The following is a 23,589-nucleotide window of genomic DNA, read 5'->3' as shown; positions in this document are numbered from 1 at the left end:
ACTTCGCCACGTGGTTCTCCCCGAGCCCAGCGCGATCGTCGGCATCCAGCTGGTCCCGATGGCGCCCGTCTCCGCCTACCTGGGAACGGATGCCGCGGGCGGCGGGGACCAGATCGGCAAGCTCGTCGAGGCCGCTGCACCGGCCGGGTTCGACATCCCGTTCGGGGACTACCTGCTGATGTACTCGTCACTCGCCGGCCGCGAGCAGGCGGGCGAGGCGCTGGCCGCCGCGCGGGCCCTGCCGACCGCGACCATCGACGACGGCAACAGCCGGTCGTACCTGCTCGCCTACATCATGGCGAACGCGAGCTGACGGAAAGCGGGGCCTGCGGGCTCCGCTTCCGTCGGTTCGACGAGCCCGTCGGCGGCGACACGAAGGTGCCGCTGCACCGCGCCGCGTGACCGCCGTCCTGGCCGCGGTGCGCGCGGCCTCGACACCGCGACTCTGGGCCCATCGATAGCTCCGCCCGGGCGTCCTCTTCCGAAGGAGGACGATCGTGGCCGCACCCCTCGACCTGAGGGATTGTGCGAAGGAGTAGCAATGAACGTGCGAAAGACGATGACGATCGGCGGGCTCCTGCTGGCGGGAGGCCTCACGGTCGGCGCCATCACCGCCGCCGCTCTGCCGGCCGTGGCCGAGACGGGGACGCCGACGCCCTCGGCCTCCTCGGCGCCCGCCGAGAGGGACCCCAGCCAGGGCGGGCACCAGGCGAACGGGAAGACGGAGGAGCTCCTCACGGGCGACACCGCGGAGAAGGTCCGGGCAGCCGTTGTCGCCGCCTACCCGGACGCCACCGTCCAGCGGCTGGAGACCGACGCGGAAGGCGCCGCGTACGAGGCTCACATCGTGCAGGCGGACGGCACCGAGGCGACCGTCAAGCTGGACGAGTCGTTCGCCGTGACCGGCCTCGAGGAGGGCGGACCCGGCGGCGGACGGCCGGGCCACCCTGACGACGACCCTGCCACCGGGACCGGCACCTCGGGTTCCTGAGCGGCCCCTCCGTTCCGGCTCCTGCCTCCGCTTCGCGGCGCCGGGAGCCGGAGCCTCCGGCCCGAAGGCGTCACCGGCGAGGGCTGAGCACGCGCAGACCGACGTGCACGATCGCCGCGACCGCCCCCGCGACGATGATCGCCGCCATGGCGAGCGCCGCAGCGACCGCCCCCGCCCCCGCCATGCCGATCGCGGAGCCGACGGGGTCGCTCATCGGTCCGCTTCCGCGGCCGACGCGCTCCGGAGAATCGCCCTCCCCGTCCGCGAACGAACGAGCGGAGTGGACGCGGGCGGTGGCGGCGGCGGAACCGGATCGGGACGGGCATGCCGCCACGCTAGGGTCGGCGGCCGGCCGGGGGCAGGCCTCCGGCACCGATCTCATCCGTGCGGATGAGGAGTTTCATCCCGCCGGCGCGCAGCGATCCGACCCGCGTGGCCATGGAGCCGGCCTTCGTACTCCGGGCGGTGACGCGGGCCCCGTCGCGCACTACCGTGAGCCCATGCCCTCCAGCGTCCCGGTCGTCTCGGTCCTCGGCGCCACCGGCCGCACCGGCCGCCTTGTGATCGGCGGTCTCCAGCCGGAGGAGGTCCGCCTCCGGCTGATCGGGCGGAGCGGATCCGCCCTGACCACGCTCGCCGCCGACGTCGGCCCGGGCACCGAGACAGCCGTCCTCGCGGGCATCGACGCCGACCAGGTCGCGGGCGCGATCGCGGGCAGCGATCTGGTGCTCAACCTGGCCGGCCCGTTCACCGCCACCGCGCCCGTGGTCGCGAACGCGGCGATCGGGGCCGACGCGTCCTACATCGACATCGCCAACGAGCGTCCGGCCATCGCGGCCCTCTACGGACTCTCCGCTCTCGCCGTGCGGGCGGGCGTCAGCCTCCTCCCGGCATCCGGCTACGGAACGGTGACGACCGAAGGACTGGCGGTGTGGCTGGCCGGCGGGAACGCGATGCGCCGGGTGGACCTCGGCCTCCTCCCCTGGACCGCGGGGACTTCGGCGGGAGCGCTGGAGAGCGTTCTGGAGGGACTCGCCACGGGTGCCGCGCGCGTCCGCAACGGGCAGTACGAGCGCGCGCGGCTCGGCAGCGGCGCCGCACCGCTGACCTTGCCCGACGGCAGGCGCGTCACGCTGGTCCCCGGGGACCTCGGGGATCTCGCGACCCTGCCCGCGGGGTACGGCACGCCCGACGTGACGGCGTCCGTCGGGGTCGCGCTCGCTCCGCTGCTCGCCCGGACGCTGCTCCCCGCCGTGTCCGGCGTGATGAGGTCGACGGCGTTGCGGTTCCGCCTCTCGGCCGCAGGAGGCGGTGGCCGGCGCCCACCGTCGCGGGAGCGCTCCTCCTACAGCTGGGCACGAGTAACGCTGGCCGACGGCGAAGTGCGCGAGGGGTGGCTGACCGCCGGCGAAGGCTATGCGTTCACCGCGGATGCCGTGCTGGCAGCGGTCCGCCGCACGCTGAGCGGCGACGCTCTGCCCGGAACCTCGACCGCCATCCGCGCCTTCGGCCCGGAGTTCCTCGAGGCTCTGCCGGGAGTGCGGCTCGAGCGCGTCCTCCCGCACCTGTCCGGGACCCCGGGGCGCGAGGACTAGGGCCGGGGAGGACCAGCACCGACAGCCGGAGAACGCGCCGGCAGGGTGGTGGCGCGAGGGGAACGACCCCTGTCAGTCCGAGGGCCGCGAGTGGGTTTGAACAGCAGCCGTGGTCGTGCGCACCCGGACGAGGTCGAGGTTCGGAAGGTGCGCCCGGACCTCCGCCTCGGCCGCGGCAGCGACGGCCACCGCACGGCTCAGCGGCATGTCGGCCAGCACGACCGTCGCGTCGCCCTGCAGCCGATGTCCGACCCAGCGGAGCCGCAGTGCGTCGACTCCCGCGACCTCCGGCAGGGAGAGGAGGGCGTGCTCCGCCCGGTCCAGAAGGTCCGGCTCGATCCCGTCCATCAGGCGGCGGCCGATGCTGCGGACCGTGCCCCAGAGCAGCACCAGGATCGCCAGGGAGATGAGGATGCCGATCAGCGGGTCCGCGATCGGGATGCCGAGCATCACTCCGAGCGCCCCGATGACGACGGCGAGGAGGTGAACCCGTCGGTGCGCGCGTGCACCCCGTCCGCGACCAGCGCGGCCGATCCGATCCGCCGTCCCACCCGGATGCGGTAGACGGCGACGGCCTCGTTCCCCGCGAACCCGACGATTCCGGCCACAACCACCCACCAGAGGTTCTCGAGGGGACGCGGATTGATCAGCCGCTCCACGGACTGCCAGGCGGCGACAACGGCGGAGAGGGCCACCACGGCCACGATGAAGAGCCCGGCGAGATCCTCCGCACGGCCGAACCCGTACGTGTAGCCCCGGGTGGCCGCGCGACGGCCGAGAACGAACGCGACCCAGAGCGGAACGGCCGTCAGCGCGTCCGAGAAGTTGTGGATGGTGTCCGCGAGAAGAGCGACGGACCCGCTGATGAGGACGACCAGGAACTGCAGAAGGGTCGTCCCGAGGAGCACGAAGAGGCTGACCTTGACGGCGCGGACCCCCTGCACGCTGGCCTCGAGCGCGTCGTCCACCGCATCCGCGGCGTCGTGGGTGTGCGGCACGAAGAGCTCGTGGAGGAACCCCCGCAGCCCGTGAGCGTGCTCGTGGTCGTGGTCGTGGTCATGCCTGTGGGAGTGCTCGTGCCCGTGCTCATGCCCGTGGGAGTGCTCATGCCCGCGCTCGTGCCCGTGGTCATCACCGTGAGCGTGACCCTGCGCGTGGTCGTGATCGTGCGCTTCGGCGTGCGCGTGCTCGTGCCCAGGCGCCCCGGCCGCCCGCGAAGTGGTCACCGAGGGGGCGCCCCCGCGCCGTCGTTCTCCGCCTCGCCCACCCCTTGATGATTCCACGGCCGCGAGGGCGTCGATCACGACTCGACGGGCCCCACCGGGCCGAAGTACAGCCCATGCAACGGATATCTCGCCGTGCACCCGACCCGGTTGATCGTGAAGCCCAGGGTCCGCAGGTCGTCACCGATCTCGGGGATCACTCCACCCCGCGCCGTAGGCAGCACCGCGTAGCCGCGGTCGGCCATGCAGTCGGTCACGAGCTCTGTCCAGGTGCCGACGGACATCGGCACGGCCCGGATCGGATCCCGGTAGTCGAAGGTCTCCGTGCGCAGCCCGCCCTGGGGACCCCAGGAGTAGCGGAGCCCCTCCGCCTTCGCGGCGTCGCGCTGGGCGACCACCTCGATCTGGATGCCGTCCCGCCCGAACTCCACGGCGGGAACACAGGCCAGGGCATCGGCCGCGACCGCCATGCACACCGTGTCCTCCTCCGCGCTGCGGAAGACGAAGGCCGACCGCCCGTCGTCCGCGATCCGCCGGAGCGTCTCGTGCAGCTCGGCCCCCGCACCCGCCCGGCCGGAGGCGCCGGCCGCCGTCGCCAGGGCATTGGCCAGCCACATGGGCACATCCTGGTCTGCATCCGTCTGGGCGCGCTCGAAGGTGCCGACCGAGCTCGGCTCGAACATCCGGGGAAGCACCGCGACCGCGACGAGCAGGGTCGCCACCACCCCGAGGGCCGCGAGCGCACCGCGGAACCGGAACCGTGGCCGGCCCCGACCCGCGAGGGGCGGCTCGGGCGGCTGGGCCTCCACGACCCTCTCAATGGAGATCTCCGGATCGGGGGCCGAGGAAACCACCGCGGGTGGGCGAAGTCGATCGAGCGCGGCCTGGGCGGCTCGACGCTCCGTGTCCGAGGAGTCCGGTCCGTAGGCGATCCGCTCCCACTCGCGCCGGTCCCTCGCTGACCCGTCCGCTGGGTGGGCAACGCTGCGCGTCGCCTCCGTGTCCACGCCGCCAGCATCACACCGGCCGGCCCCGATTCACCTGTGAGCCGCCCCCACGGGGGCGTGGGGGAGGTCTGACGCGCGCGTGTGCTATTCCTTGAGGTGGTCCTGATCCGGGACCGATCCGGCCCGAGGAGCGCGATGGTCACCCTCCCCGGCCACTCCTCCCTCGGGGACGCGGACGATCGCACCCTGGCGGGCCGGGCGTCCGACGGCGACATCCGGGCGTTCGAGATCCTCATGCGCCGTCACGAGCCGCTCCTGAGCGCCTATGCCGCACGCCTCCTCGGCTCGTACGCCGACACGGACGACGTGGTGCAGGAGGCGTTCATTTCCGCCTGGCAGCAGCTGCCCACGATGGAGAACTTCGGCGCGGTGCGCCGATGGCTGATCCAGATCGTCACACGCAAGAGCATCGACCGGCTGCGCGCGCGCAAGGATCACGACGACATCGAGAAGCATGATGTGGTCTCCCCCACCGAGACGCCGGAGGACGTCGCCGCAGCGACCTCGCTCGACGACGCGCTGTCCCGGGCCCTGTCCTCGCTCCCTGAGGAACAGCGCCGAACGTGGGTGCTCCGGGAGATCGGCGGATACGGTTACGACGAGATCGCCGAGCAGCTCGACCTCCCCGTCTCCACGGTCCGCGGCCTCCTCGCCCGGAGCCGGAGAACCCTGATCCGCGAGATGGAGGCGTGGCGATGACCGACTCTTCCGCACCGCGCGGTCCCGAGGATCGCGTGTCGCCGCTCGACGAGGCCCACTTCGACGGCTTCACCGTCGACCAGCTGAGCGACTACCTCGACCTCGCCCGGACGCCTCGGGACGAGGCGATCGAATCGTCCGCGGCCGCCCAGAATGCGCTCGCCGCCCTCAGCCGCCTGCGCAAGGTCGCCGCGAAGCTCATCGAGGCCGAGGCGGAGGCCGCGCCCGTTCGGGCGCCCAGCTGGTTCAAGGCGATCCTCGACCAGATCGGCGTGCAGGCGCATGCCGGGCGGGACATCCCGCTCCACCACGACGATGCCCGGGCGCACCTGGCCATCTCCGAGGGCGCGGTGCGGGCCCTCATCCGCACCGCCGGCGACGGCATCGACGGAGTGCTCGTCGAGCGGTCGCGGCTGGAGGGGACGTGGAGACCGCCGGCGAGCCGGTCACCATCGAGATCGACGTGTCGCTCTACTCGGGCGCTGACGCGCCCCGGGTGATCGAGGACCTGCGGCGCGAGGTCGCCAGCAGCCTGGCGACCCACACCGAGCTCACCGTCGCCGAGATCCGCATCCTCGTTCGTGACGACGACAAGGACCCGGAGGAGGAGGCGTGACGAGCTACAGCACGCCCGACGACCTCAGCTACGGGCTGACCCAGATGCTGCGCAAGCTCGACGGCGTCACCGCCGTGTACGCCATGAAGCCGGTGCTCGCCAAGGTGGTGAGCGCCGTCGTCGAAGCGGTCAAGAACGAGCCGGCCGGCGTGCACCTCGTGACCGTCACCGAGAACGAGGACGGCGTGGACGTGGCGGCCTACATCGGCGTGACCGACGAGGCCCCTGCTCCCGAGGTGTGCCGGCGGGCCCATGACGCCATCCGGGACTTCGTCGCCGAGAACTCCGACCGGCCTGCTGCGCAGGTCAGCGTCAAGATCGGCCGCGTCGGCTGACTCCGGGGCTGCGGTCCCAGGGATCCTCCCGGCGGGCGCCCCCGTCGAGCACTGGCTTGCTCCGGCGCGTGACGATTCCGCTCGCCGTCCCGTCTATACATATGCGGGCGCGAGCGCGCCCCGCCATGGCGGAGGGAATCGGAGTGCTGACCATCGACGATGCTTTCGTCTACGTTCTGAAGCGCCTGCATCCCGATCGCTCGGGGAGCACGATGGTCGCCGGTGTCTTCACGACCGAGGCGATGGGCCGGCGCGTGTTCGACACCCTGCCGCTCGAGCTCCAGCGGAGGGCGATGCTCGTCCGCGTGCCCCTGCCTCCCCGGACCGACGGGGACGGCTGAGGACACACCGCGCTCCCGTTCGGCCCTTCTCCCCGTGCGACGACGGGGCCGCCTGTGCCAGGGTGGTGCCGTGGAGCTGGAGGATCTCGTCCGCCTGCGGCGTGCGCGTGACCGCATGGACCGCGACTACGCCCAGCCGCTGGACGTGCCTGCCCTCGCCGCCGGCGCGCTGATGTCCCCCGGCCACTTCTCGCGCAGCTTCCGCGCCGCCTTCGGCGAGACGCCGTACAGCCACCTGATGACCCGCCGGATCGAGCGCGCCAAGGCGCTGCTGCGGCGCGGCGACCTCAGTGTCACGGAGGTCTGCTTCGCGGTCGGCTGCACCTCGCTCGGCTCCTTCAGCTCCCGGTTCACCGAGCTCGTCGGCGAGAGCCCGAGCGCCTACCGCGCCCGCCGGCACGACGCCGCTGCCGCGATCCCGGCCTGCATCGTGAAGGTGCACACGAGACCGGTCAGGAACGGAGAAGCGCAGCTCTCGCCGTCGTCCTAGCGTGATGGCCATGGACATCACACTGTCGCAGTGCTTCATCCCCGTCGCCGACCACGACACCGCCCTCCCCTTCTATCGCGACGTCCTCGGCCTCGAGGTGCGCAACGACGTCGCCTACGAGGGGATGCGCTGGGTGACGGTCGGCTCCCCGCTCAGCCGGGCGTCGAAATCGTCCTCGAGCCGCCGGTCGCCGACCCGAACGCCTCCGCCGAGGACAGGGCGGCCGCCGCCCAGCTCCTCGCCAAGGGCCTCCTCCGGGGCGTCAACTTCCGCACCGAGGACTGTGACGCCACCTTCGAGCGCATCCGCGCCGCGGGCGGCGAGGTGCTGCAGGAGCCGATGGACCAGTTCTACGGCGTGCGGGACTGCGCCTTCCGGGACCCCTCCGGCAACATGCTGCGCTTCGCCCAGCCGCGCAGCCGGTAGGCGCGCTCCGGCGGGTGTCCGAGCCCGGGCAGCGGAGAAAAGAGTCGCCGTCCAGGTGTACGCCGGCAGCCACGGGCGTCTAGATTCGCCTGGCCGATACCGCCGGAGAGGACCAGCCATGCGCAGAGTGACCGCCCTGGACGAGGACGCGATCCTCTGGTCGCATCCGGAGTCCCAGCGAGCCGGGCGCCCGCTCATCGTCTTCCTCCACGGGTACTACGGGCGCGAAAGCGACTGGAACTCGTCGTTCGCGGCACTGCCCGACGGGGCGGTCGGGGCTACCCTGCGGGGTCCGGTCCCGGTGAGCGACCGGTGGGCCTGGGCTGAGTTCGGGGCTCGCCGAGTGCCCGCGGCCGAGCGGGGGTGACCGCCCTGTCTGCAGCAGCGCGAGGTGTGCACGCCTGGCTGGACCGCCAGGAGCCGACCTCCATCTCGCTCGTGGGGTGGTCCCAGGGCGGCGCACTCGCCATCCACCTGATGCGTCAGCAGCCGGATCGCTTCGTGTCCGCAGCCCTGGTGGGCGGTTTCGTCTGGGACCTCACCCCGCACGCCGGCATCCGCGCACGTCGGCCTCCCGTCTGGTACGGGATGGGCGATCGGGACGACGTGATCACCCCGGGGATGGCCGCCGCCTCACGGCGCTGGCTGGCCGAGCACACCTCGGCCGACCTGGTCGAGCTGCCAGGCGAGAGCCACATGCTGTCGCCGCGTTTCGCGGGCGAGGCTCTGGAATTCACAGCCGACCGGCTGGCGTTCGCCGCCGCCAGCCCTGCATGAGCGGAAGAAGGCGCCGCCCCGATGGGACGACGCCTTTCTCCTGCGAGCACGAGCGCCGGGACGGACCCCGGTGCGCTCTCCCGCGCGGCCTCGGCCGGCGGGGCGACCGATCAGGCGGGGAGCTGCAGCACCTGGCCCGGGAAGATGAGGTCCGGGTTCGCGATCGTGTCGACGTTGGCGTCGGCGAGCTGCTGCCAGCCGCCGCTCACGCCGAGCTGGGTCGCGATCTTGAACAGGGTGTCCCCGGAGACCACGGTGTAGGTCTGGCCGGAGAGCGGGACCTCGGCGACGTGCCGGGGCGCCGCAGCGGGCTCGTCCGCCACGTCCTCGGTCCACGACGAGTCGTCGGAGGACTCATCAGCCGAGTCGTCGGACCACGACGAGTCGTCCGAGGAGTCGTCCGCGTAGGAGGAGGTGTCCTCCGGCGCGCTCCACGCGGTCGGGGCGGCACCGCTCGTGCCGTACAGGCCGAGCTGAGCCGAGCACGAGGGCCACGCGCCCCAGCCCTGGCTCGCGAGGACGCGCTCGGCGACCGCGATCTGCTCCTCACGGCTGGCGTTCGACGCGCTGCCCGAACCGCCGAAGGCGGCCCAGGTGCTCGGGCTGAACTGCAGGCCGCCGTAGTAGCCGTTGCCGGTGTCGATGGACCAGTTGCCGCTGCTCTCACACTGAGCGATGGCATCCCAGGTGGCCCCGTCCGCGGCGTTGGCCGGGGTTGCGGTGAGGGCCACCCCCGCCGCCGAGAGGGCGACAAGGGCGAAGCCGCCTGCGGCGGCGCGAGTGTTGGTCAGGATCTTCTTCATGTACGGGCTCCAGCGGGTTCGCTGACGCTCGTCCCGTCCCCGGGTCTCGACGCGCCGCTGCCCACCCTGACGAATAGGTGTCGGATAACGGTGCGGCATGTGGGCAGCGTGAAGCGTGGCAGCACCGGCGTACGTCCAGCCCGATCACGAATTCCGAATGCTCCTGCGCTTCGGATGCCGGGCTGGCACAGGAAGAGTAGGTCGACACACCGCTCGTTGCAAATCCGTTACCGCTCGTCGGCGTGTCCCGCGCCCCCGTTTCGCGACACATGCGGTAGGGAGAATACGTTTCGGAGGTCGCTGCGTCGGCCCATCCGGGCTCTAATCGGCGCCGAATCGTCAGCGGTGCTCGGCGAGGAACGCGCGAAGCGCCTCCACGATCAGCCGGTGATCCTCGACCTCGGGGAGCCCGGAGACGGCGATTGTGCCGACGGGTCCGACCCCGCGCACGAGGATCGGGAAGCAGCCTCCCGCGGCCGCATAACGGGCGGGGTCGAGGCCGGACCCCGCCTCGAAAGTCGTCCCCCTGTCGCGCCAGAGCTGGCCGACGGCGAGAGAGCTGTTGCCCAGCCGCTTGACCACCCGCACCTTGCGGTCGATCCAGTGGTCGTTGTCGGCGCTCGATCCCGGAAGCGCCGTGTGGAAGACCTGCTGGTCGCCGCGCCGCAGGTCGATCGCCACCGGGGCGCCCTGCTCGCTTGCCATCCTCCGCAGCAGCCCACCGAGCGCCCATGCGTCGTCGTAGGTGAACGATGAGAACTGGAGCTCGCTCTCCTGGGCGAGGAGCTCTCCGAGAGGCGGATAGCCGGTGTCCACGTCGATCTCTCCTTGGGTGCGAATGCAGTGGGCGTTCGCCTGAACCATATCGAGTGACTGTGATCGCCCGCGTATGCACCGTGCGCCAGGGGCCTACCTTGCACCAGCGTCATCATCCCGGCGCACATCTCAGGAAAAAGGACGCCCCTGAGGGGACGTCCTTTTTCCTTGAGCCGCCCAAGGGAATCGAACCCTTGACCTATTCATTACGAGTGAATCGCTCTGCCGACTGAGCTAGGGCGGCGCACCGGGCGCGAACCCCCGGCGGTCAACCATCCTAGCCGATGCCGGCCGTACCGCTCGCGGGCGCCACCGGCCGGGTCACCTCGATGACGAGGACGCGGACGACGCGGGCGCGCGCGGAATGCCGGCGGCCGGCAGGATGACGTTGTCGATCAGGGAGATCAGGAACTCGCGGGTCACCGGCTTGCGCAGCATCAGCACGCGGTGCGAGACCATCGCCGTGCTCACCATGGACAGCGTGTCGATGTCGACGTCCGCGGAGATCTCCCCGCGGTCGATCGCCCGGCGCATCAGCAGGCGGTTGACGCGGGCCCGTGGCTCGACGATCGCCGCCTGCGCAGCGTCCGCCAGCTCCGGTGAGCGCGACAGCATCGAGACGATTCCGGCCATGATCTGCAGCTTCCGCTCGCCGTCCTCGATGCTCGGCGTCTTGATCAGCGCGACGAGGTCACCACGCAGGGTGCCGGTGTCGGGCAGCTTGGCGGGGTCGGAGTCGGCCCTCTTCAGACAGGCGACCGCGTCGAGCACCAGCTCCGCCTTCGAGGGCCACCGGCGATACAGCGTCGCCTTGCCCGCCTTCGCGCGGGCAGCCACCATGTCGACGGTCATGCCGTCGTATCCGGTCTCGGCCAGCACCTCGAGCGCGGCGTCGAGGATGTCGGCATCGCGCGTGTGGTCGCGCTTCCGCCCGAGCTTCGGCGAGTCCTCGGCGCGCAGGGCGGCCTCGTCCACGAGATCGAGCGGCGTCATCGCTGCTTCCTCCGTCTGCTGGGTCTGGTTGCTCTGATGCTACTTCAGGAACGCTGAAGTTCTGGAACTGACTATATCCGAAACTCGCAAGTTCCGTATAGAGTGCCGTTCATGTCGTACTCCTCCTCTTCAGACACCCCACCCGCACCGGCGCCGCGCCGCTGGTGGACGCTCGTGACTGTCGGGCTCGCGCAGCTCATCGTCGTGCTCGACGCGACGGTCGTGAACATCGCGCTGCCCTCCGCGCAGACCGACCTCGGCTTCTCGGACGGTGACCGCCAGTGGGTCATCACCGCCTACTCCCTCGCGTTCGCGAGCCTGCTCCTGCTCGGCGGCCGCCTCTCCGACCTGATCGGCCGCAAGCGCACCTTCATCATCGGGCTGATCGGCTTCGCGGCCGCGTCCGCCCTGGGCGGCGCCGCCGGCAGCTTCGAGGTCCTCATCGCGGCGCGCGCGCTTCAGGGCGCCTTCGGCGCGCTCCTCGCTCCGACGGCCCTCGCGGTCCTCACGACCACGTTCACGATCCCGAAGGAGCGGGCCCGGGCGTTCGGCGTGTTCGGCGCGATCGCCGGGGCGGGCGGCGCCGTCGGCCTGGTGCTCGGCGGGGTGCTCACCGAGCAGCTCGACTGGCGCTGGAACCTCTACATCAACGTCGTCATCGCGGCCGTGGCGATCGCGGGCGCCGCGGTCTTCGTGCCCCGGATCCAGCGGACTGGACCCCGCCCCCGGCTCGACGTCCCCGGCACGATCCTGGTCTCCGGGGCCCTGTTCTCGATCGTCTACGGGTTCTCGAACGCCGAGACCGACGGCTGGGACTCTCCCGCCACCTGGGGCTTCCTCGCCGGCGCGGTCGTGCTCCTCGTGGCCTTCGTCCTCTGGCAGCGAAGGGCCGCCCACCCGCTCCTCCCGCTCGGCATTCTCGTCGACCGTAACCGCGCAGCCTCGTACAGCGCCATCCTCATCGCGGGGGCGGGGATGTTCGGCATCTTCCTCTTCGTGACGTACTACCTGCAGACGTCGCTCGGCTTCAGCCCGATGCAGACCGGATTCGCGTTCCTGCCCATGATCGCGATGCTCGTGCTCGCCGCGCAGCTGTCGACGAACCTGCTGCTCCCGCGGTTCGGCCCGAAGACCATGGTCCCCATCGGCATGACGCTCGGCGTCGTCGCGATGCTGCTCCTCACCCGGCTCGACCTCGAGAGCAGCTACGTGGCCAACGTGCTGCCCGCGCTGATCATCATGGGTCTCACGATGGGGACGATCATGCCCGCCGCGATGCAGACCGCGACGCTCGGCGTCGACCGCTCATTCGCGGGAGTCGCCTCGGCGATGGTCAACACGTCCCAGCAGATCGGCGGCTCGATCGGGACCGCCCTCCTCAACACGCTGGCCGCCACCGCCGCCGCGGACTACGTCTCGGGCCACCTGCCTGCGACGGCCGCGACCGCGGCCCACGCCGCCGTGGCGGGCTACACCACCGCCTACGTGTGGGGAGCCGGCTTCTTCCTCGTCGGCGGCATCCTCACCGCCCTGCTGTACCGGCGGCGGGGGCACGGCGTCTCCATCGCGTTCGCCTCGGCAGCGCGCGACAACGCCGGAGAGCCCGAGCCGGTCATCGTCGGCTGAGACCGTCCGCCCGGCTCGCGCAATCTCCGGCGCGGGCCGGGCGGACAGCCGCGGGCGGCATGCGGGGGTGCGGGTGTCCGCACGACCCGCGCCGGTCACTCCTTGGCCGGGTCGCAGACCAGCCCGTCCTTCGGCACCGTGCCGTCGGTGAGGTAGTCGTCCACCGTGTCGACCACACACGGGTCGCCCTCGTCGTACGCGATGTGCCCCTCCCCCACGTAGGTGAGCAGCACGCCGCTCTCCAGCTGGTCGGAGAGCGCCTGCGCCCACTGGTACGGCGTCGCGGGGTCGCCCGTGGTGCCGACGACCAGGATGGGAGCCGCACCGTCGCCCTGGACCGGCTCGATGGCTCCGCGGAACTTGTAGGGCCATTGCTCGCAGACCGCGTCCCCCACGGTGTCGAGATCCTCCGGTTCGGAGAGCGGATCCGCGGCGGCCAGCGCATCCCGCTGTGCAGCGAGAACCGCGGGGTCCGTCTCCACCGGATAGTCCACGCAGGTGATCGCGATGAACGCCTCGTTGAGGTTGGAGGCGTAGGTCCCGTCGTCGTTGCGGTCCACATAGGCGTCGGCCAGGAGGAACGCGGTGTCGCTCTGACCGGATCTGATCTCGGTGAACGCCTTCGTCAGGTACTCCCAGCTGCCCTGGTCGTAGAGCGCGAACTGGATCGCGGTGCCCAGGTAGGCGCTCGTCAACTCCCGGCCGTCTCTCCCCGCAGCGGCGCCGCATCGAGGCGGTCGAGCACCGTCCGGATCTGCCCGATCGCGTCGTCGACCGTGCCTCGGAACGGGCATCCCGAGGAGGCGAGGCAGTCGGCGAGGTAGGCCTTGAGGGCGTCGCCGAAGGCGGCAGTCTGCGCAAGGGAGACATCGAAGAGGCCGAGGGATGAATCGGTCGCCCCGTCGAGGACGACGCGGCCCACCTTCCCGGGGAATCGATCCGCGTAGCGGGAGCCGATGTCGCTGCCGTACGAGTAGCCGAGGTAGTTGAGGGTGGTGTCGCCCACGGCGGCACGGAGCATGTCGAGATCCTGCACGGTGCTCTCGGTGTCGACGAACTGGAGCAGCTTGCCCGTCTTGGCGGCGCACGCGTCGGCGAAGTCCTTCGCGGTGCGGGTGACCTCCTGCACGTACTCGGGTGAGTCGACGGGCGCGTCCGGGATGCCGAAGAGGAACTTGTCGAGCTGGGGCCCGTCGTAGCACTTCACCGCGGAGGAGCGCCCGACACCCCGGGGGTCCCAGCCGATGACGTCGAATCGGGACTGCAGGTCGGCGCTGACGGCGAAGTCGACGCTGTCGTGCACGAAGTCGTAGCCGGATGCGCCCGGGCCGCCGGGGTTCACGAAGAGCGACCCCTCACGATCCCCTGTCGCCGGGTGCCGCACGAGGGCCAGCTCGATGTCGTCGGCCTTGTTCGGCGCGGACCAGTCGAGCGGCGCGATGGCGGTGGCGCACTCCATGCCGCCCTTGCAGTCCTTCCAGGTGAGCACCTGCGAGTAGTACCGGTCGAGCCCGGCGGACACGGTCTCCCCGGTCGGCTTCGACGTGTGCGTCGGCGAGGCGAAGCACCCCGTCAGCGACAGCGACAGGCACGCGAGCAGGATCACGGCGACGAGACGGGGTGCCCTCACGAGCCTGCCTTTCGGATCGTCGCGACCAGCATGGCCTCGAGCGCGAGAGCGGGGGCACGTTCGCCTCGATCCTCCGGCGCGCGATCGCGATCGCGTCAAGGGAGGCCAGAGTGGCAGCCGGGTCGCTCTCGGCGGCCGCCCGCGCCACCCCTCCTCGGCGGAGGCGTTGACCGGCTCGAGGGCGGACCCCAGCTGGCGGAGCAGGATGTCGCGGAAGAGGGACTGCAGGTCGACCAGGATGCGGTCGATGCCGTCGCGCAGGCTGCGGGTGGCGCGGCGCTTCTGATCGTCCTCGAGCGCCTTGATCTGGCTGCGAAGCCCCGGCGGGATCGGCCCTCCCGGCTCCACGCCGAGCGATCGCAGGGTCGACTCCCGCTCCTCCGCGTCCCGCTCCTCGGTGATCGCCTTCGCGTCCTCGCCGGCGATCTCGAGCAGGCGGGCGGCGGCCAGGACGGCTCCCGGGACCGCGCGCAGGCCGAGTACGAGTTCGAGCGTCTCCGTGCGGCGCGCGCGTGCCGCCTCGTCCGTGGCCAGCCGATGCGCCATCCCGATGTGGCTCTGGGCCTCCTGAGCCGCCTGCAGCGCGAGCGCGGGCGAGACGCCGTCGCGCTCGGCGATCAGCTCGGCGACGTCGCTCGTGCGGGGCACCCGCAGGCGCACCACGCGGACCCGTGACCGGATTGTCGGCAGCAGATCGGCCTCGCTGGGCGCGCACAGGATCCAGACGGTACGCGGCGGCGGCTCCTCGAGCGCCTTGAGCAGCAGGTTGGACGTCCGCTCGGTCATGCGGTCCGCATCCTCGATCACCATGACCCGGTAGCGCGACACGGAGGGCGAGTACTGGGACGCCGAGAGGAGGCGGCGCACCTCTTCGATCGAGATGATCACCCGATCGGTGCTGAGCACGGCGAGGTCCGGATGCGTGCGTGCATCGACCTGACGCCGTGTCCCCTCGTCGCCGTCCGGGGAGCCGTTCGAGAGCAGGGCCGTCGCGAACGCGTAGGCAAGGTTGGAGCGGCCCGACCCGGGTGGGCCGGTGATGAGCCACGAGTGCGTCATCCCGCTCGGTGAGCCGCCCTCCGCGTGCGCGGCCAGCGCGGCGGCGCGGACGGTGTCGATCGCGTCGTCCTGCCCCGTGAGGTCGCGCCACAGCGCTCCGGCGCTCATCCGCCGATCAGCTCCTCGACCCGGGTCCTGATGACCGCAGCGAGCTCGGCGGCCGGCCGCGTCGCGTCCAGGACCAGGAAGCGCGCCGGCTCTGCCTCGGCGAGCTGGAGGTAGGCGTCGCGCACGCGCTGGTGGAACTCGGCCTGCTCCGCCTCGAGCCGGTCGTAGGTGGTGCGGCTCGCGTCGAGCCGCCGGCGTCCCTCGTCCTCGTGGAGGTCGAGGAGGATCGTCACGTCGGGCAGCAGACCTTCGGCCGCCCAGAGCGAGAGGTTGCGGATCTCGCCGGGGTCGAGCGTCCGCCCGGCTCCCTGGTAGGCGACGGAGGAGTCCAGATAGCGATCCTGGACGACGACCTCCCCGCGCTGCAGCGCGGGCCGCACCACGGTGGCGATGTGGTGGGCGCGGTCGGCCGCGTAGAGCAGCGCCTCGGCGCGCGGCTCGATGTGACCGCGGCGGTGCAGGATGATGTCCCGCAGCTCCACACCGAGGTCGCTCCCGCCCGGCTCCCGAGTGCGCAGCACCGTCTCGCCCCGGCCGAGCAGCCACTCCTCGAGGAGGCCGGCCTGGGTCGACTTGCCCGACCCGTCGCCGCCCTCGAAGGTCACGAAGAGTGCGGTCACGAGCCGGACGCGGCGCCCGTCTTGCGGGGCGTCGCGCGCTTCGCCGGAGCCTTCGCGGCCGCCTTCGTCGCGGTCTTGGCCGCAGCCGCCTTCGCCGTGGCCGGCTTCGCCGCAGCGGCCTTGGTCGTCTTCGCCGGGGCCTTCGCGGTCTTCGCCGCCGCCTTGGCGGGCGCCTTCTTGCCCTTCGGCGCCGCCGGCCCCTTCGCACGCTTGTCGGCGAGGAGCTGCACGGCCCGCTCGAAGTCGATCTCCTCGATGCTCTCGCCGCGCGGGATCGTCGCGTTGGTCACGCCGTCGGTCACGTAGGCGCCGAAGCGGCCCTCCTTGATCCGGATCGGCTTGCCGCTCTCGGGGTCGGCCTCGAACTCCTTGAGCGCGGAGGACGCGGCGCGGCCGCCGTACTTGGGCTGAGCGAACAGCTCCACGGCGCGGTCGAGGTCGATCTCGAAGATCTCGTCCTCGCTCGGCAGCGAGCGGGTGTCCGTGCCCTTCTTGATGTAGGGACCGTAGCGGCCGTTCTGCGCGGTGATCTCCTCGCCGGACGCCGGGTCGGCCCCCACGACCCGCGGCAGGTCGAGCAGCCGTAGCGCAGTAGGGAGATCGATCTCGGCGAGGTCCATGCTCTTGAAGAGGAGGCCGTGCGGGGCTTGACCGCCTTCTTCTTCTTGGCCGGCTCCGCCTCGTCGGTCTCCGGCTCCAGCTCGGTGACGTACGGGCCGAAGCGACCGTCCTTCGCGACGATCTGCTTGCCGTTCTCCGGGTTGGCGCCGATGATCCGGTCCGTCTGCACCGGGGCGTCCACGAGCTCGCGGGCCTTCGCCTCGGTCAGCTCGTCGGGCGCCAGGTCCTGCGGGAGGTTGACGCGCCGGGGCGGAGCGTCCGGTCCCGCATCCGGGTCGGGGACCTCGAGGTAGGGGCCGTACTTGCCGATGCGCAGCGTGATGTCGTCGGCGATCTCGACCGAGTTGATGCTCCGGGCGTCGATGTCGCCGAGGTTGTCCACCACGTTGCGAAGGCCACGGTGGCCCTCGTTGCCGAAGTAGAAGCCCTTGAGCCAGTCGACCCGGTCCTCTTCGCCGTCCGCGATGCGGTCGAGGTCGTCCTCCATGGCGGCCGTGAAGTCGTACTCCACGAGGTCGCCGAAGAAGTCCTCGAGGAGGCGCACGACCGAGAACGCGGTCCAGCTCGGGACGAGCGCGGTGCCGCGCGGGGTCACGTAGCCGCGGTCGACGATGGTCGAGATGATCGAGGCGTAGGTGGAGGGCCGCCCGACGCCGAGCTCCTCGAGCTTCTTGACCAGGCTGGCCTCGGTGTAGCGCGGCGGCGGGGAGGTCTCGTGCCCCTTCGCCTCAGCCTCGCTGACGTCGAGGGCCTGGCCCACGGTCAGCGGCGGGAGCTTCGCCTCGGCGGGATCCGCGTCGGCGTTGCGCTCCTCGTCGCGCCCCTCCTCGTAGGCCTGCAGGAAGCCGCGGAAGGTGATGACGGTGCCGCTCGCCGAGAACAGGGCGATCGTGTCCGTGCCGGCCGGGCGCGACTCGATGGTGACGCTGGCGGTCGAGCCGCGCGCGTCCGCCATCTGCGAGGCGACGGTGCGCTTCCAGATCAGGTCGTAGAGCCGTGCCTCGTTGCCGCGGAGCTCGCCGCTCAGCTGCGAGGGCGTGCGGAAGGTCTCCCCGAGGGGCGGATCGCCTCGTGCGCCTCCTGGGCGTTCTTCGACTTGCCCGAGTAGATGCGCGGCTTGTCCGGGACGGACTCGGCGCCGTAGAGCGTGGTCGCCTGAGCGCGGGCGGCATTGATCGCCTGCGTCGACAGCGACGGCGAGTCGGTGCGCATGTAGGTGATGTAGCCGTTCTCGTAGAGCGACTGCGCGACGCTCATGGTCTGCCGAGCGGAGAAGCGGAGCTTGCGGGCCGCCTCCTGCTGGAGCGTCGAGGTGGTGAAGGGCGCCGCCGGCCGGCGCGTGTACGGCTTCGACTCCACCTCGGTGACGCGGGTGCGGGTCGCGTCGTCGCGGAGCGCCTCGGCGAGCGCGGTGGCCGTCGCCTCGTCGAGAGCACGGGCGCCGGCACGCAGCACACCCTTGTCGTCGAAGTCGCGCCCGGTGGCGACGCGGTCGCCGTCGAGGCGCACGAGGCGCGCGTCGAACTGGTCGGCGGTGCCGGCCGGAGCGAAGCGAGCGGCGAGATCCCAGTAGCTCGCGGCCACGAAGGCGAGGCGCTCGCGCTCCCGGTCGACGACGAGACGGGTCGCCGCGGACTGGACGCGGCCCGCGGAGAGGCCGGGCCCGACCTTGCGCCAGAGGACCGGGGAGACCTCGTAGCCGTAGAGGCGGTCGAGGATGCGGCGGGTCTCCTGCGCGTCGACGAGTGCGGTGTCGATGTCGCGGGTGTTGTCCTTCGCCTTGGCGATGGCGTCCTTGGTGATCTCGTGGAACACCATGCGCTTCACCGGCACCTTGGGCTTCAGCACCTCGAGCAGGTGCCACGCGATGGCCTCGCCCTCGCGGTCCTCATCAGTTGCGAGGTAGAGCTCGTCGGCGTCCTTCAGCGCGCGCTTCAGATCGGCGACCGTCTTCTTCTTCTGGTCGGACACCACGTAGTACGGGGCGAAGTCGTGCTCGACGTCCACGGAGAACTTGCCGAGCGACCCGGTCTTGAGCTCGGCGGGCAGGTTCTTGGGCTCGATGAGGTCACGGATGTGACCGACGGAGGCCTGCACCTCGTACCCGCTGCCCAGGTACTGGGCGATCGTCTTGGCCTTGGCCGGCGACTCGACGATGACGAGCTTCTTGCTAGCGGGCACGCGAATTCCCCTCCTCGTATGGGGGTGAGACAGTGGAGAGCCATCCGCGGGGATGGAGGAACGTCCGGCGACCGGCCGTCCCCGCACACCATACACACGACATCCGACCCGTCACCTAATCGGTTCCCGGCCCGGTCGCCGCGTGTCGAGCCGGCTCCGGCGGCGGTCCGGCCCGCGCACTGGCCGACACGGGCATGCCGAGAATCCGCAGGGAGACGGTGACGACGGCCGAGTCCGCCTCCGCTCTGCACCGCTCCAGGACGGCCCCCGCCGAGCGGGCCACCTCGGCGGCGACCTCGCAGGGGAACCCTGGAAGGGCGCCGGACAAGGCGTCGGCTGCGGCGAGCGCCGCGGCGTCGGCACCCGCCGCTGCGACGCGCTTCGCGGCGACCGCCATATATAGAGGTACGAGCAGTCCGCAGAGCAGGATGCACGCCGCGGCGACGGCGAGGACCAGCACGGAGCCGGCCCCCGCGTCGGTGCGGTCGCGCTCGGCGGCGGCCGTCATCGGCCTCCGGCCGCAGCGCAGCTGGTGGCAGCGATGGGCACGCCGAGCAGCCCCAGCGGCCCGGTCGCCGGACGCGCGAGCGTCACGCAGACGAGATCGCCACGCCGCTCCTCGGTCATCTCGGCCGTCGCCTGACCGGGCATGCCGGGAGGAACCTCTCCGCGCGCGAGCGCCCGGGCCGAGGAGGCGGCCGCGTCGAGCAGCATCACGCGCTGCGTGAGCGCCTGCAGCGCTCCGACGCAGAGCGCGAGCACCAGGAGGACGGCGGGCATGGCGGCGGCCAGCTCCGCAGTGACGCTCCCAGTCTCTGCATCAGCCCCCGAACGCGAGCGCATGGCGCACCAGATCTGTGAGGATGCTCCGCACCTCGTCCGAGCGCAGGATCACGACGAGGAGGCCGGCGAAGCCCACCGCCGCCATGGTGGCGACGGCGTATTCGGCCGTCACCGATCCCTCGTCGGGATGCGATGCGCCGGGACCGAGTGCGTCAGGATCGGGTGCGAGGGACCGGCGAAAGCGCAGAAGACGGCACCCTCGGGACAGTGCTGCAAGGAACATCGGACGTCCTCTCGTCGTAGGGAACCCCACTCTGCGTCAGGCGCTCGCAGGGCAGGGTCGGTCCACCCGTTCGGTGGAGGAAGCACCGAATCCGTGTCTGCGGAGGGCGCTCCTTCGGGAGAGCGACAGGCGGCTCTGGCCGGATGTCCGGGGCCTCCCCTACCCTCGGTCCATGACTGAGACGGTCGCCCCCACGACCCCGGACCCTCACCCCCGGCCCGCGGCTCGCGCACGTTCGCGCATGTGCTCGTCAACAGGGCGCTGGCGAACGTTACGACCAGCTTCCTGTGGTTCGCCCTGACCTTCTGGGTCTACCTCGAGACCCGCTCGGTGCTCGCGACCGGCGTCATCGGCGGCGCCTACATGCTGTTCGTCGCCTTCTTCTCGATCCTGTTCGGCACGATCGTCGACCGTCACCGGAAGCACCACGTCATGGTCCTGGCGAGCGTCGTGACGCTCGTGTCGTTCTCCGTCGCCGGCGCGCTCTACCTCGTCTTCCCCGAGGCCGCACTTCTCGACCTTGGGGGCCCCTGGTTCTGGCTCATCTGCGGCATCATCCTGTTCGGCGCGGTGGTCGAGAACATGCGGAACATCGCTCTCTCGACCGTCGTCACCCTCCTGGTGCCGGAAGAGAGACACGCGAACGCGAACGGACTCGTGGGCACCGTCCAAGGGCTCGCGTTCATCGTCACCAGTGTCTTCTCCGGACTGGCCGTCGGGCTTCTCGGCATGGGCTGGACGCTTCTCATCGCGATCGGGCTGACCGCGCTGGCACTCGGGCATCTGCTCCTCCTGCGCATCCCCGAGGAGCAGCCCCGGGCCGAGGGCGGCGGCGCGCCGACAATCGACCTGCGCGGCAGCATCCGTGCCATTCGCGCTGCCCCGGGACTCTTCGCCCTCATCATCTTCTCGACGTTCAACAACCTCATCGGCGGCGTCTACATGGCGCTGATGGATCCGTACGGCCTCGAGCTCTTCCCGGTCGAAGTTTGGGGACTCGTGCTCGGCATCACCGCCACCGGATTCCTCATCGGGGGCTCGTCGTCGCGAAGTTCGGGCTGGGCCGCAACCCCATCCGGACGATGCTCCTCGTGGTCATCGTCATGGGCCTGCTCGGCGCGCTGTTCACTCTCCGCGACTGGTGGTGGCTGTACGCGGGCGGCATCTGGCTGTACATGATCCTCATCCCCGTCGTCGAGGCGTCGGAGCAGACGGTCATCCAGAAGGTCGTGACCTTCCGTCGACAGGGGCGCGTCTTCGGGTTCGCCCAGGCGTTCGAATCGGCCGCGGCTCCCATCACGGCTTTCCTCATCGCGCCGATCGCCCAGTTCCTCATCATCCCGTTCATGAGCTCCTCGGCGGGCCGCTCGACGTGGGGCTGGCTGCTCGGCGACGGCATAGGGCGCGGGATCGCGCTCGTGTTCCTGGTCGCGGGGCTTCTCATGGTCGGGATCGCGCTCCTCGCGTTCCTCACCCCGGCATACCGGCGACTGTCCGACCTGTACCAGCGGCCGAAGCCGGATGCCGAGGAGGACTCGGAGGACGTCGGTGCGGACGCCCAGGTGGAGAGCGGATCGACCAACCGCTGACGCCCCCTTCCCTGCGCGCGCGAAGCCTCAGCCGGGCAGGACGGTGGAGGACACGATGGACAGCATCAGCGGCGCGACCGAGAGGAGCATGAAGGCGGGCAGCACGCAGATGCCGAGCGGAAGCAAGAGCGTGACCCCGAGCGCCTCGGCACGGACCCGCGCATCGCTGGTCGCCCGGCGGCGCAGCAGGCGGGCCTCACCCCGCAGCAGGGGTGCAACGGGCACCCCTGCCGTGCCGGCCAATCGGCCCGCCTCCTCGACACCGTCCTCATCCAGCGGGAGGCCGCACGCGTGGGCGGCATCCCGCACCAGCATCCGGGCGTCGTCGAACGGGACACCCGCCGCGAGCGCGACCGCGACGAGCTCGAGAGCAAGGCCGGAGACCGGGTTCGCCGCGCGGGCGCGGCCGACCAGGCGCCGCGTCCAGAGCGCGCCCAGCAGGAACAGCACCGCGCCTGCGGCACCGCACGCCAGTCCGATTGGCGTGCCGAGGAGCTCGGCAACAGGATCGAAGCCGAGCGCGAACCCGAACGCGATGCCGACGGCGGGCAGCGCGAGCACCAGCCGCGAGGAGAGCCGGGGGCCGGTCAGCGCCGCGATCACGTCCCGCTCCGCGGCTGCCAGGTCACGGAGGGACTCGGCGAGACGGCCGAGCACGTCGGCGAGCGGCGCGCCGGTCCGCTCGGCGAGGGCGACGCCGGTCGCGATCGCGCGCCACGGCCGGCCCGCCGCATTCGCCGGAGCCGCGGCGGCAAGCGCCTCCGCGATCCGATCCCCGGCCGCGGACCCATGCGCAACTGCGGCCAGCGGCTCCGAATACGGTGCAGTCCGCCGCAGGTGCTCCCACGCGGTCGGCGGCGGCAGTCCCGCGGCGAGGAGCGTCGCCAGCCGGTCGGCGGTGGCGGCGACTTCGTCCAGCGGGCTGACCGTCATGACAGACGCTCGACGGTAAGCAGTCCGCCAGCGAGCACCGCGAACCGCCCGATCGCCGCCACGTGGCGCCGGCCGATCCCCCGGTCGAGGTGGACCACGAGGTCGAGGCCGCTCGCGACCTGCCGGGCCAGGGCGTGTGCGCTCATGCCGGCGAGCGCCCCGAGCGCCTCCAGGCGGGCGGGCACGTCGTCGAGGTCGCTGGCATGCAGCGTCCCCGCGCCGCCATCGTGGCCGGTATTGAGCGCGGCGAGCAGCTCGCGCACCTCCGCACCCCGGCACTCGCCCAGCACGATGCGGTCCGGGCGCATCCGCAGCACCTCGCGGACGAGTCGCTCGAGTCCCACGGCGCCGGCGCCCTCCGTGTTGGCCTGCCGCGCCTCGAGGGACACCACGTGCGGGTGGTCGATGCGGAGTTCCGCGACATCCTCGACCGTCACGATCCGCTCGCTCGCCGGAACCTCCGCCAGGAGGGCGGCGAGCAGGGTCGTCTTGCCGGTGCCCGCTGCCCCCGTGAGCAGGATGTTCTGGCGGTCCCGCACGGCGTCGGCGAGGAGCTGCCGCTGGGACTCGTCGAGCATCGCCGCGGACACCAGGTCGCTCAGCCGCCACCGGCGGCGCGCCGGCAGGCGCACCGACACCACGGTCCCGCCGGTCGACACCGGGGGCAGCACGGCATGTACCCGGATGCCGTCCGCAAGCCGGACATCGACGCAGGGCGTCGCGTCGTCGAGATGACGGCCGCCTCTGGCCACGAGCCGCACGGCGAATTCCCGCAGAGCGGGCTCGTCGAGGAGCGGCCAGTCGTCCCGCCGGACGAGCCCGGTGCCGCGATCCACCCACAGCCTCGCGCCGGTCAGCAGGAGGTCTGTCGTCTTCTCGTCGGCGAACTCCGCGAGCATGCCGAGCTCCGCCCACAGCTCCTCCCGGCGGGACGGGGGCGGATCCGTACCCCGCACGGTTGCGCTCGCGGGGGCGCGGACAGGCACGAAGCGAGGAGGCGCCGACGGGGCGGCTCCGGACGACCGAGGATCCGGGTCCGGTGCT

Annotated in this window: 27 protein-coding genes, 1 tRNA gene and 5 pseudogenes; 16 read left to right on the top strand and 17 right to left on the bottom strand. The window is 71.6% G+C overall.

What is annotated here, in order from left to right:
• The first annotated feature begins 10 nt into the window (after nucleotides 1–10).
• Both QUE51_RS08220 and QUE51_RS08215 read left to right on the top strand, forming a co-directional pair.
• Nucleotides 11–313 carry a hypothetical protein gene (locus QUE51_RS08220; protein WP_286279014.1) on the top strand — a complete coding sequence of 101 codons (303 nt, stop codon included), beginning with the start codon at nucleotides 11–13 and terminating at the stop codon, nucleotides 311–313.
• A 228-nt stretch (nucleotides 314–541) separates the two neighbouring features.
• Nucleotides 542–991 (top strand): hypothetical protein, encoded by a 450-nt coding sequence (locus QUE51_RS08215; RefSeq protein WP_286279013.1) that lies wholly within the window; start codon nucleotides 542–544, stop codon nucleotides 989–991.
• A 70-nt stretch (nucleotides 992–1,061) separates the two neighbouring features.
• Here the strand turns inward: QUE51_RS08215 and QUE51_RS08210 are convergent, their stop codons facing one another.
• Nucleotides 1,062–1,205: a hypothetical protein gene (locus QUE51_RS08210; protein ID WP_286279012.1), complete on the bottom strand. Its 144-nt coding sequence runs from the start codon at nucleotides 1,203–1,205 to the stop codon at nucleotides 1,062–1,064.
• Nucleotides 1,206–1,491: 286 nt separating this feature from the next.
• On the opposite strand from QUE51_RS08210, the gene QUE51_RS08205 reads away from it, so the two are divergent.
• Nucleotides 1,492–2,586 (top strand): saccharopine dehydrogenase NADP-binding domain-containing protein, encoded by a 1,095-nt coding sequence (locus QUE51_RS08205; protein WP_286279011.1) that lies wholly within the window; start codon nucleotides 1,492–1,494, stop codon nucleotides 2,584–2,586.
• 72 nt (nucleotides 2,587–2,658) lie between these two features.
• On the opposite strand, the pseudogene QUE51_RS08200 reads toward QUE51_RS08205, so the two are convergent.
• Nucleotides 2,659–3,611 (bottom strand): annotated as a pseudogene (locus tag QUE51_RS08200) (cation diffusion facilitator family transporter).
• 3 nt (nucleotides 3,612–3,614) lie between these two features.
• Between QUE51_RS08200 and QUE51_RS08195 the strand changes: the two are divergent.
• Entirely contained in the window at nucleotides 3,615–3,860 is a 246-nt protein-coding gene (locus QUE51_RS08195; RefSeq protein ID WP_286279501.1) for a hypothetical protein, read from the top strand.
• 26 nt (nucleotides 3,861–3,886) lie between these two features.
• Here the strand turns inward: QUE51_RS08195 and QUE51_RS08190 are convergent, their stop codons facing one another.
• Entirely contained in the window at nucleotides 3,887–4,663 is a 777-nt protein-coding gene (locus QUE51_RS08190; RefSeq protein WP_286279010.1) for a hypothetical protein, read from the bottom strand.
• A gap of 288 nt (nucleotides 4,664–4,951) precedes the next feature.
• Here QUE51_RS08190 and QUE51_RS08185 point away from each other — a divergent pair, with 288 nt between their 5' ends.
• From QUE51_RS08185 to QUE51_RS08150, 10 genes and pseudogenes are all read left to right on the top strand, one after another.
• Nucleotides 4,952–5,515 (top strand): RNA polymerase sigma factor, encoded by a 564-nt coding sequence (locus QUE51_RS08185; protein ID WP_286279009.1) that lies wholly within the window; start codon nucleotides 4,952–4,954, stop codon nucleotides 5,513–5,515.
• Nucleotides 5,512–6,015: a hypothetical protein gene (locus tag QUE51_RS08180; RefSeq protein WP_286279008.1), complete on the top strand. Its 504-nt coding sequence runs from the start codon at nucleotides 5,512–5,514 to the stop codon at nucleotides 6,013–6,015. Before QUE51_RS08185 ends, QUE51_RS08180 begins: the two co-directional genes overlap by 4 nt.
• The gene (locus tag QUE51_RS18515; RefSeq protein WP_491562655.1) at nucleotides 5,940–6,131 is read left to right on the top strand and encodes an Asp23/Gls24 family envelope stress response protein; all 192 of its coding nucleotides are present in this window, start codon (nucleotides 5,940–5,942) and stop codon (nucleotides 6,129–6,131) included. Before QUE51_RS08180 ends, QUE51_RS18515 begins: the two co-directional genes overlap by 76 nt.
• Nucleotides 6,128–6,466: a hypothetical protein gene (locus QUE51_RS08175; protein ID WP_286279007.1), complete on the top strand. Its 339-nt coding sequence runs from the start codon at nucleotides 6,128–6,130 to the stop codon at nucleotides 6,464–6,466. Before QUE51_RS18515 ends, QUE51_RS08175 begins: the two co-directional genes overlap by 4 nt.
• 68 nt (nucleotides 6,467–6,534) lie before the next feature.
• Nucleotides 6,535–6,807, top strand: coding sequence for a hypothetical protein (locus tag QUE51_RS08170; protein ID WP_286279006.1), 273 nt, complete (start codon nucleotides 6,535–6,537; stop codon nucleotides 6,805–6,807).
• A gap of 115 nt (nucleotides 6,808–6,922) precedes the next feature.
• A complete protein-coding gene (locus QUE51_RS08165) occupies nucleotides 6,923–7,297 on the top strand; it encodes a helix-turn-helix transcriptional regulator (protein ID WP_286279314.1) in 375 nt (124 codons plus the stop codon).
• A 4-nt stretch (nucleotides 7,298–7,301) separates the two neighbouring features.
• Nucleotides 7,302–7,394: pseudogene (locus QUE51_RS18370) on the top strand (VOC family protein); the annotation flags it as partial.
• Between the two features lie 32 nt (nucleotides 7,395–7,426).
• Nucleotides 7,427–7,723 carry a VOC family protein gene (locus tag QUE51_RS08160; RefSeq protein WP_434017262.1) on the top strand — a complete coding sequence of 99 codons (297 nt, stop codon included), beginning with the start codon at nucleotides 7,427–7,429 and terminating at the stop codon, nucleotides 7,721–7,723.
• Nucleotides 7,724–7,841: 118 nt separating this feature from the next.
• The gene (locus QUE51_RS08155) at nucleotides 7,842–8,090 is read left to right on the top strand and encodes a hypothetical protein (protein ID WP_286279005.1); all 249 of its coding nucleotides are present in this window, start codon (nucleotides 7,842–7,844) and stop codon (nucleotides 8,088–8,090) included.
• Complete coding sequence (locus QUE51_RS08150; protein ID WP_286279004.1) at nucleotides 8,087–8,500, top strand: alpha/beta hydrolase; 414 nt, start codon at nucleotides 8,087–8,089, stop codon at nucleotides 8,498–8,500. The genes QUE51_RS08155 and QUE51_RS08150 overlap by 4 nt, the downstream gene beginning before the upstream one ends.
• A 110-nt stretch (nucleotides 8,501–8,610) precedes the next feature.
• On the opposite strand, the gene QUE51_RS08145 is transcribed toward QUE51_RS08150, so the two are convergent.
• From QUE51_RS08145 to QUE51_RS08130, 4 genes are all read right to left on the bottom strand, one after another.
• A complete protein-coding gene (locus QUE51_RS08145) occupies nucleotides 8,611–9,303 on the bottom strand; it encodes a LysM peptidoglycan-binding domain-containing protein (protein ID WP_286279003.1) in 693 nt (230 codons plus the stop codon).
• A 339-nt stretch (nucleotides 9,304–9,642) separates the two neighbouring features.
• Entirely contained in the window at nucleotides 9,643–10,119 is a 477-nt protein-coding gene (locus tag QUE51_RS08140; RefSeq protein ID WP_286279002.1) for a heme-degrading domain-containing protein, read from the bottom strand.
• A 171-nt stretch (nucleotides 10,120–10,290) separates the two neighbouring features.
• Nucleotides 10,291–10,363 (bottom strand) — tRNA-Thr (locus QUE51_RS08135).
• Between the two features lie 77 nt (nucleotides 10,364–10,440).
• Entirely contained in the window at nucleotides 10,441–11,112 is a 672-nt protein-coding gene (locus QUE51_RS08130; protein WP_286279001.1) for a TetR/AcrR family transcriptional regulator, read from the bottom strand.
• A gap of 111 nt (nucleotides 11,113–11,223) precedes the next feature.
• Between QUE51_RS08130 and QUE51_RS08125 the strand changes: the two genes are divergently transcribed.
• A complete protein-coding gene (locus QUE51_RS08125) occupies nucleotides 11,224–12,738 on the top strand; it encodes an MFS transporter (protein WP_286279000.1) in 1,515 nt (504 codons plus the stop codon).
• A gap of 95 nt (nucleotides 12,739–12,833) precedes the next feature.
• On the opposite strand, the gene QUE51_RS08120 is transcribed toward QUE51_RS08125, so the two are convergent.
• From QUE51_RS08120 to QUE51_RS08085, 8 genes and pseudogenes are all read right to left on the bottom strand, one after another.
• Nucleotides 12,834–13,433, bottom strand: a complete 600-nt coding sequence (locus QUE51_RS08120) for an alpha/beta hydrolase (protein ID WP_286278999.1) — start codon at nucleotides 13,431–13,433, stop codon at nucleotides 12,834–12,836.
• A complete protein-coding gene (locus tag QUE51_RS08115) occupies nucleotides 13,430–14,197 on the bottom strand; it encodes an alpha/beta fold hydrolase (RefSeq protein ID WP_286279312.1) in 768 nt (255 codons plus the stop codon). Before QUE51_RS08115 ends, QUE51_RS08120 begins: the two co-directional genes overlap by 4 nt.
• Before the next feature lie 167 nt (nucleotides 14,198–14,364).
• Nucleotides 14,365–15,535: pseudogene (locus QUE51_RS08110) on the bottom strand (DNA polymerase III subunit delta').
• On the bottom strand, nucleotides 15,532–16,155 hold the full coding sequence (gene tmk, locus QUE51_RS08105) for a dTMP kinase (protein ID WP_286278998.1): 624 nt from the start codon (nucleotides 16,153–16,155) through the stop codon (nucleotides 15,532–15,534). Before tmk ends, QUE51_RS08110 begins: the two are co-directional and overlap by 4 nt.
• Nucleotides 16,152–18,957: pseudogene (gene topA, locus QUE51_RS08100) on the bottom strand (type I DNA topoisomerase). The gene tmk and the pseudogene topA overlap by 4 nt, the downstream one beginning before the upstream one ends.
• Before the next feature lie 115 nt (nucleotides 18,958–19,072).
• Entirely contained in the window at nucleotides 19,073–19,465 is a 393-nt protein-coding gene (locus QUE51_RS08095; protein WP_286278997.1) for an Rv3654c family TadE-like protein, read from the bottom strand.
• On the bottom strand, nucleotides 19,462–19,737 hold the full coding sequence (locus QUE51_RS08090; RefSeq protein WP_286278996.1) for a hypothetical protein: 276 nt from the start codon (nucleotides 19,735–19,737) through the stop codon (nucleotides 19,462–19,464). Before QUE51_RS08090 ends, QUE51_RS08095 begins: the two co-directional genes overlap by 4 nt.
• Before the next feature lie 40 nt (nucleotides 19,738–19,777).
• Entirely contained in the window at nucleotides 19,778–20,023 is a 246-nt protein-coding gene (locus tag QUE51_RS08085) for a DUF4244 domain-containing protein (protein WP_286278995.1), read from the bottom strand.
• 243 nt (nucleotides 20,024–20,266) lie between these two features.
• On the opposite strand from QUE51_RS08085, the pseudogene QUE51_RS08080 reads away from it, so the two are divergent.
• Nucleotides 20,267–21,612, top strand: a pseudogene (locus QUE51_RS08080) (MFS transporter).
• Nucleotides 21,613–21,639: 27 nt separating this feature from the next.
• Here the strand turns inward: QUE51_RS08080 and QUE51_RS08075 are convergent.
• Complete coding sequence (locus tag QUE51_RS08075; protein WP_286278994.1) at nucleotides 21,640–22,545, bottom strand: type II secretion system F family protein; 906 nt, start codon at nucleotides 22,543–22,545, stop codon at nucleotides 21,640–21,642.
• Nucleotides 22,542–23,501: a TadA family conjugal transfer-associated ATPase gene (locus QUE51_RS08070; RefSeq protein ID WP_434017252.1), complete on the bottom strand. Its 960-nt coding sequence runs from the start codon at nucleotides 23,499–23,501 to the stop codon at nucleotides 22,542–22,544. The genes QUE51_RS08075 and QUE51_RS08070 overlap by 4 nt, the downstream gene beginning before the upstream one ends.
• Between the last annotated feature and the right edge of the window lie 88 nt (nucleotides 23,502–23,589).

This window comes from Naasia aerilata (assembly GCF_030296595.1).
Lineage (GTDB): Bacteria > Actinomycetota > Actinomycetes > Actinomycetales > Microbacteriaceae > Naasia > Naasia aerilata.
Note: the sequence above shows the minus strand (reverse complement) of the source record. Positions and strands in the feature narration are given on the sequence as shown.

Bases quoted from the DNA above. Each gene is read 5' to 3' on its own strand.
- QUE51_RS08210 (WP_286279012.1), bottom strand. From the start codon at position 1,205: ATGAGCGACCCCGTCGGCTCCGCGATCGGCATGGCGGGGGCGGGGGCG.
- QUE51_RS08205 (WP_286279011.1), top strand. From the start codon at position 1,492: ATGCCCTCCAGCGTCCCGGTCGTCTCGGTCCTCGGCGCCACCGGCCGC.
- QUE51_RS08155 (WP_286279005.1), top strand. From the start codon at position 7,842: ATGCGCAGAGTGACCGCCCTGGACGAGGACGCGATCCTCTGGTCGCAT.
- QUE51_RS08125 (WP_286279000.1), top strand. From the start codon at position 11,224: ATGTCGTACTCCTCCTCTTCAGACACCCCACCCGCACCGGCGCCGCGC.
- QUE51_RS08095 (WP_286278997.1), bottom strand. From the start codon at position 19,465: ATGACGGCCGCCGCCGAGCGCGACCGCACCGACGCGGGGGCCGGCTCC.
- QUE51_RS08090 (WP_286278996.1), bottom strand. From the start codon at position 19,737: ATGCCCGCCGTCCTCCTGGTGCTCGCGCTCTGCGTCGGAGCGCTGCAG.
- QUE51_RS08130 (WP_286279001.1), bottom strand. From the start codon at position 11,112: ATGACGCCGCTCGATCTCGTGGACGAGGCCGCCCTGCGCGCCGAGGAC.
- QUE51_RS08215 (WP_286279013.1), top strand. From the start codon at position 542: ATGAACGTGCGAAAGACGATGACGATCGGCGGGCTCCTGCTGGCGGGA.
- QUE51_RS08145 (WP_286279003.1), bottom strand. From the start codon at position 9,303: ATGAAGAAGATCCTGACCAACACTCGCGCCGCCGCAGGCGGCTTCGCC.
- QUE51_RS08185 (WP_286279009.1), top strand. From the start codon at position 4,952: ATGGTCACCCTCCCCGGCCACTCCTCCCTCGGGGACGCGGACGATCGC.
- QUE51_RS08115 (WP_286279312.1), bottom strand. From the start codon at position 14,197: ATGGAGTGCGCCACCGCCATCGCGCCGCTCGACTGGTCCGCGCCGAAC.
- QUE51_RS08180 (WP_286279008.1), top strand. From the start codon at position 5,512: ATGACCGACTCTTCCGCACCGCGCGGTCCCGAGGATCGCGTGTCGCCG.
- QUE51_RS08085 (WP_286278995.1), bottom strand. From the start codon at position 20,023: ATGTTCCTTGCAGCACTGTCCCGAGGGTGCCGTCTTCTGCGCTTTCGC.
- QUE51_RS08075 (WP_286278994.1), bottom strand. From the start codon at position 22,545: ATGACGGTCAGCCCGCTGGACGAAGTCGCCGCCACCGCCGACCGGCTG.
- QUE51_RS08165 (WP_286279314.1), top strand. From the start codon at position 6,923: ATGGACCGCGACTACGCCCAGCCGCTGGACGTGCCTGCCCTCGCCGCC.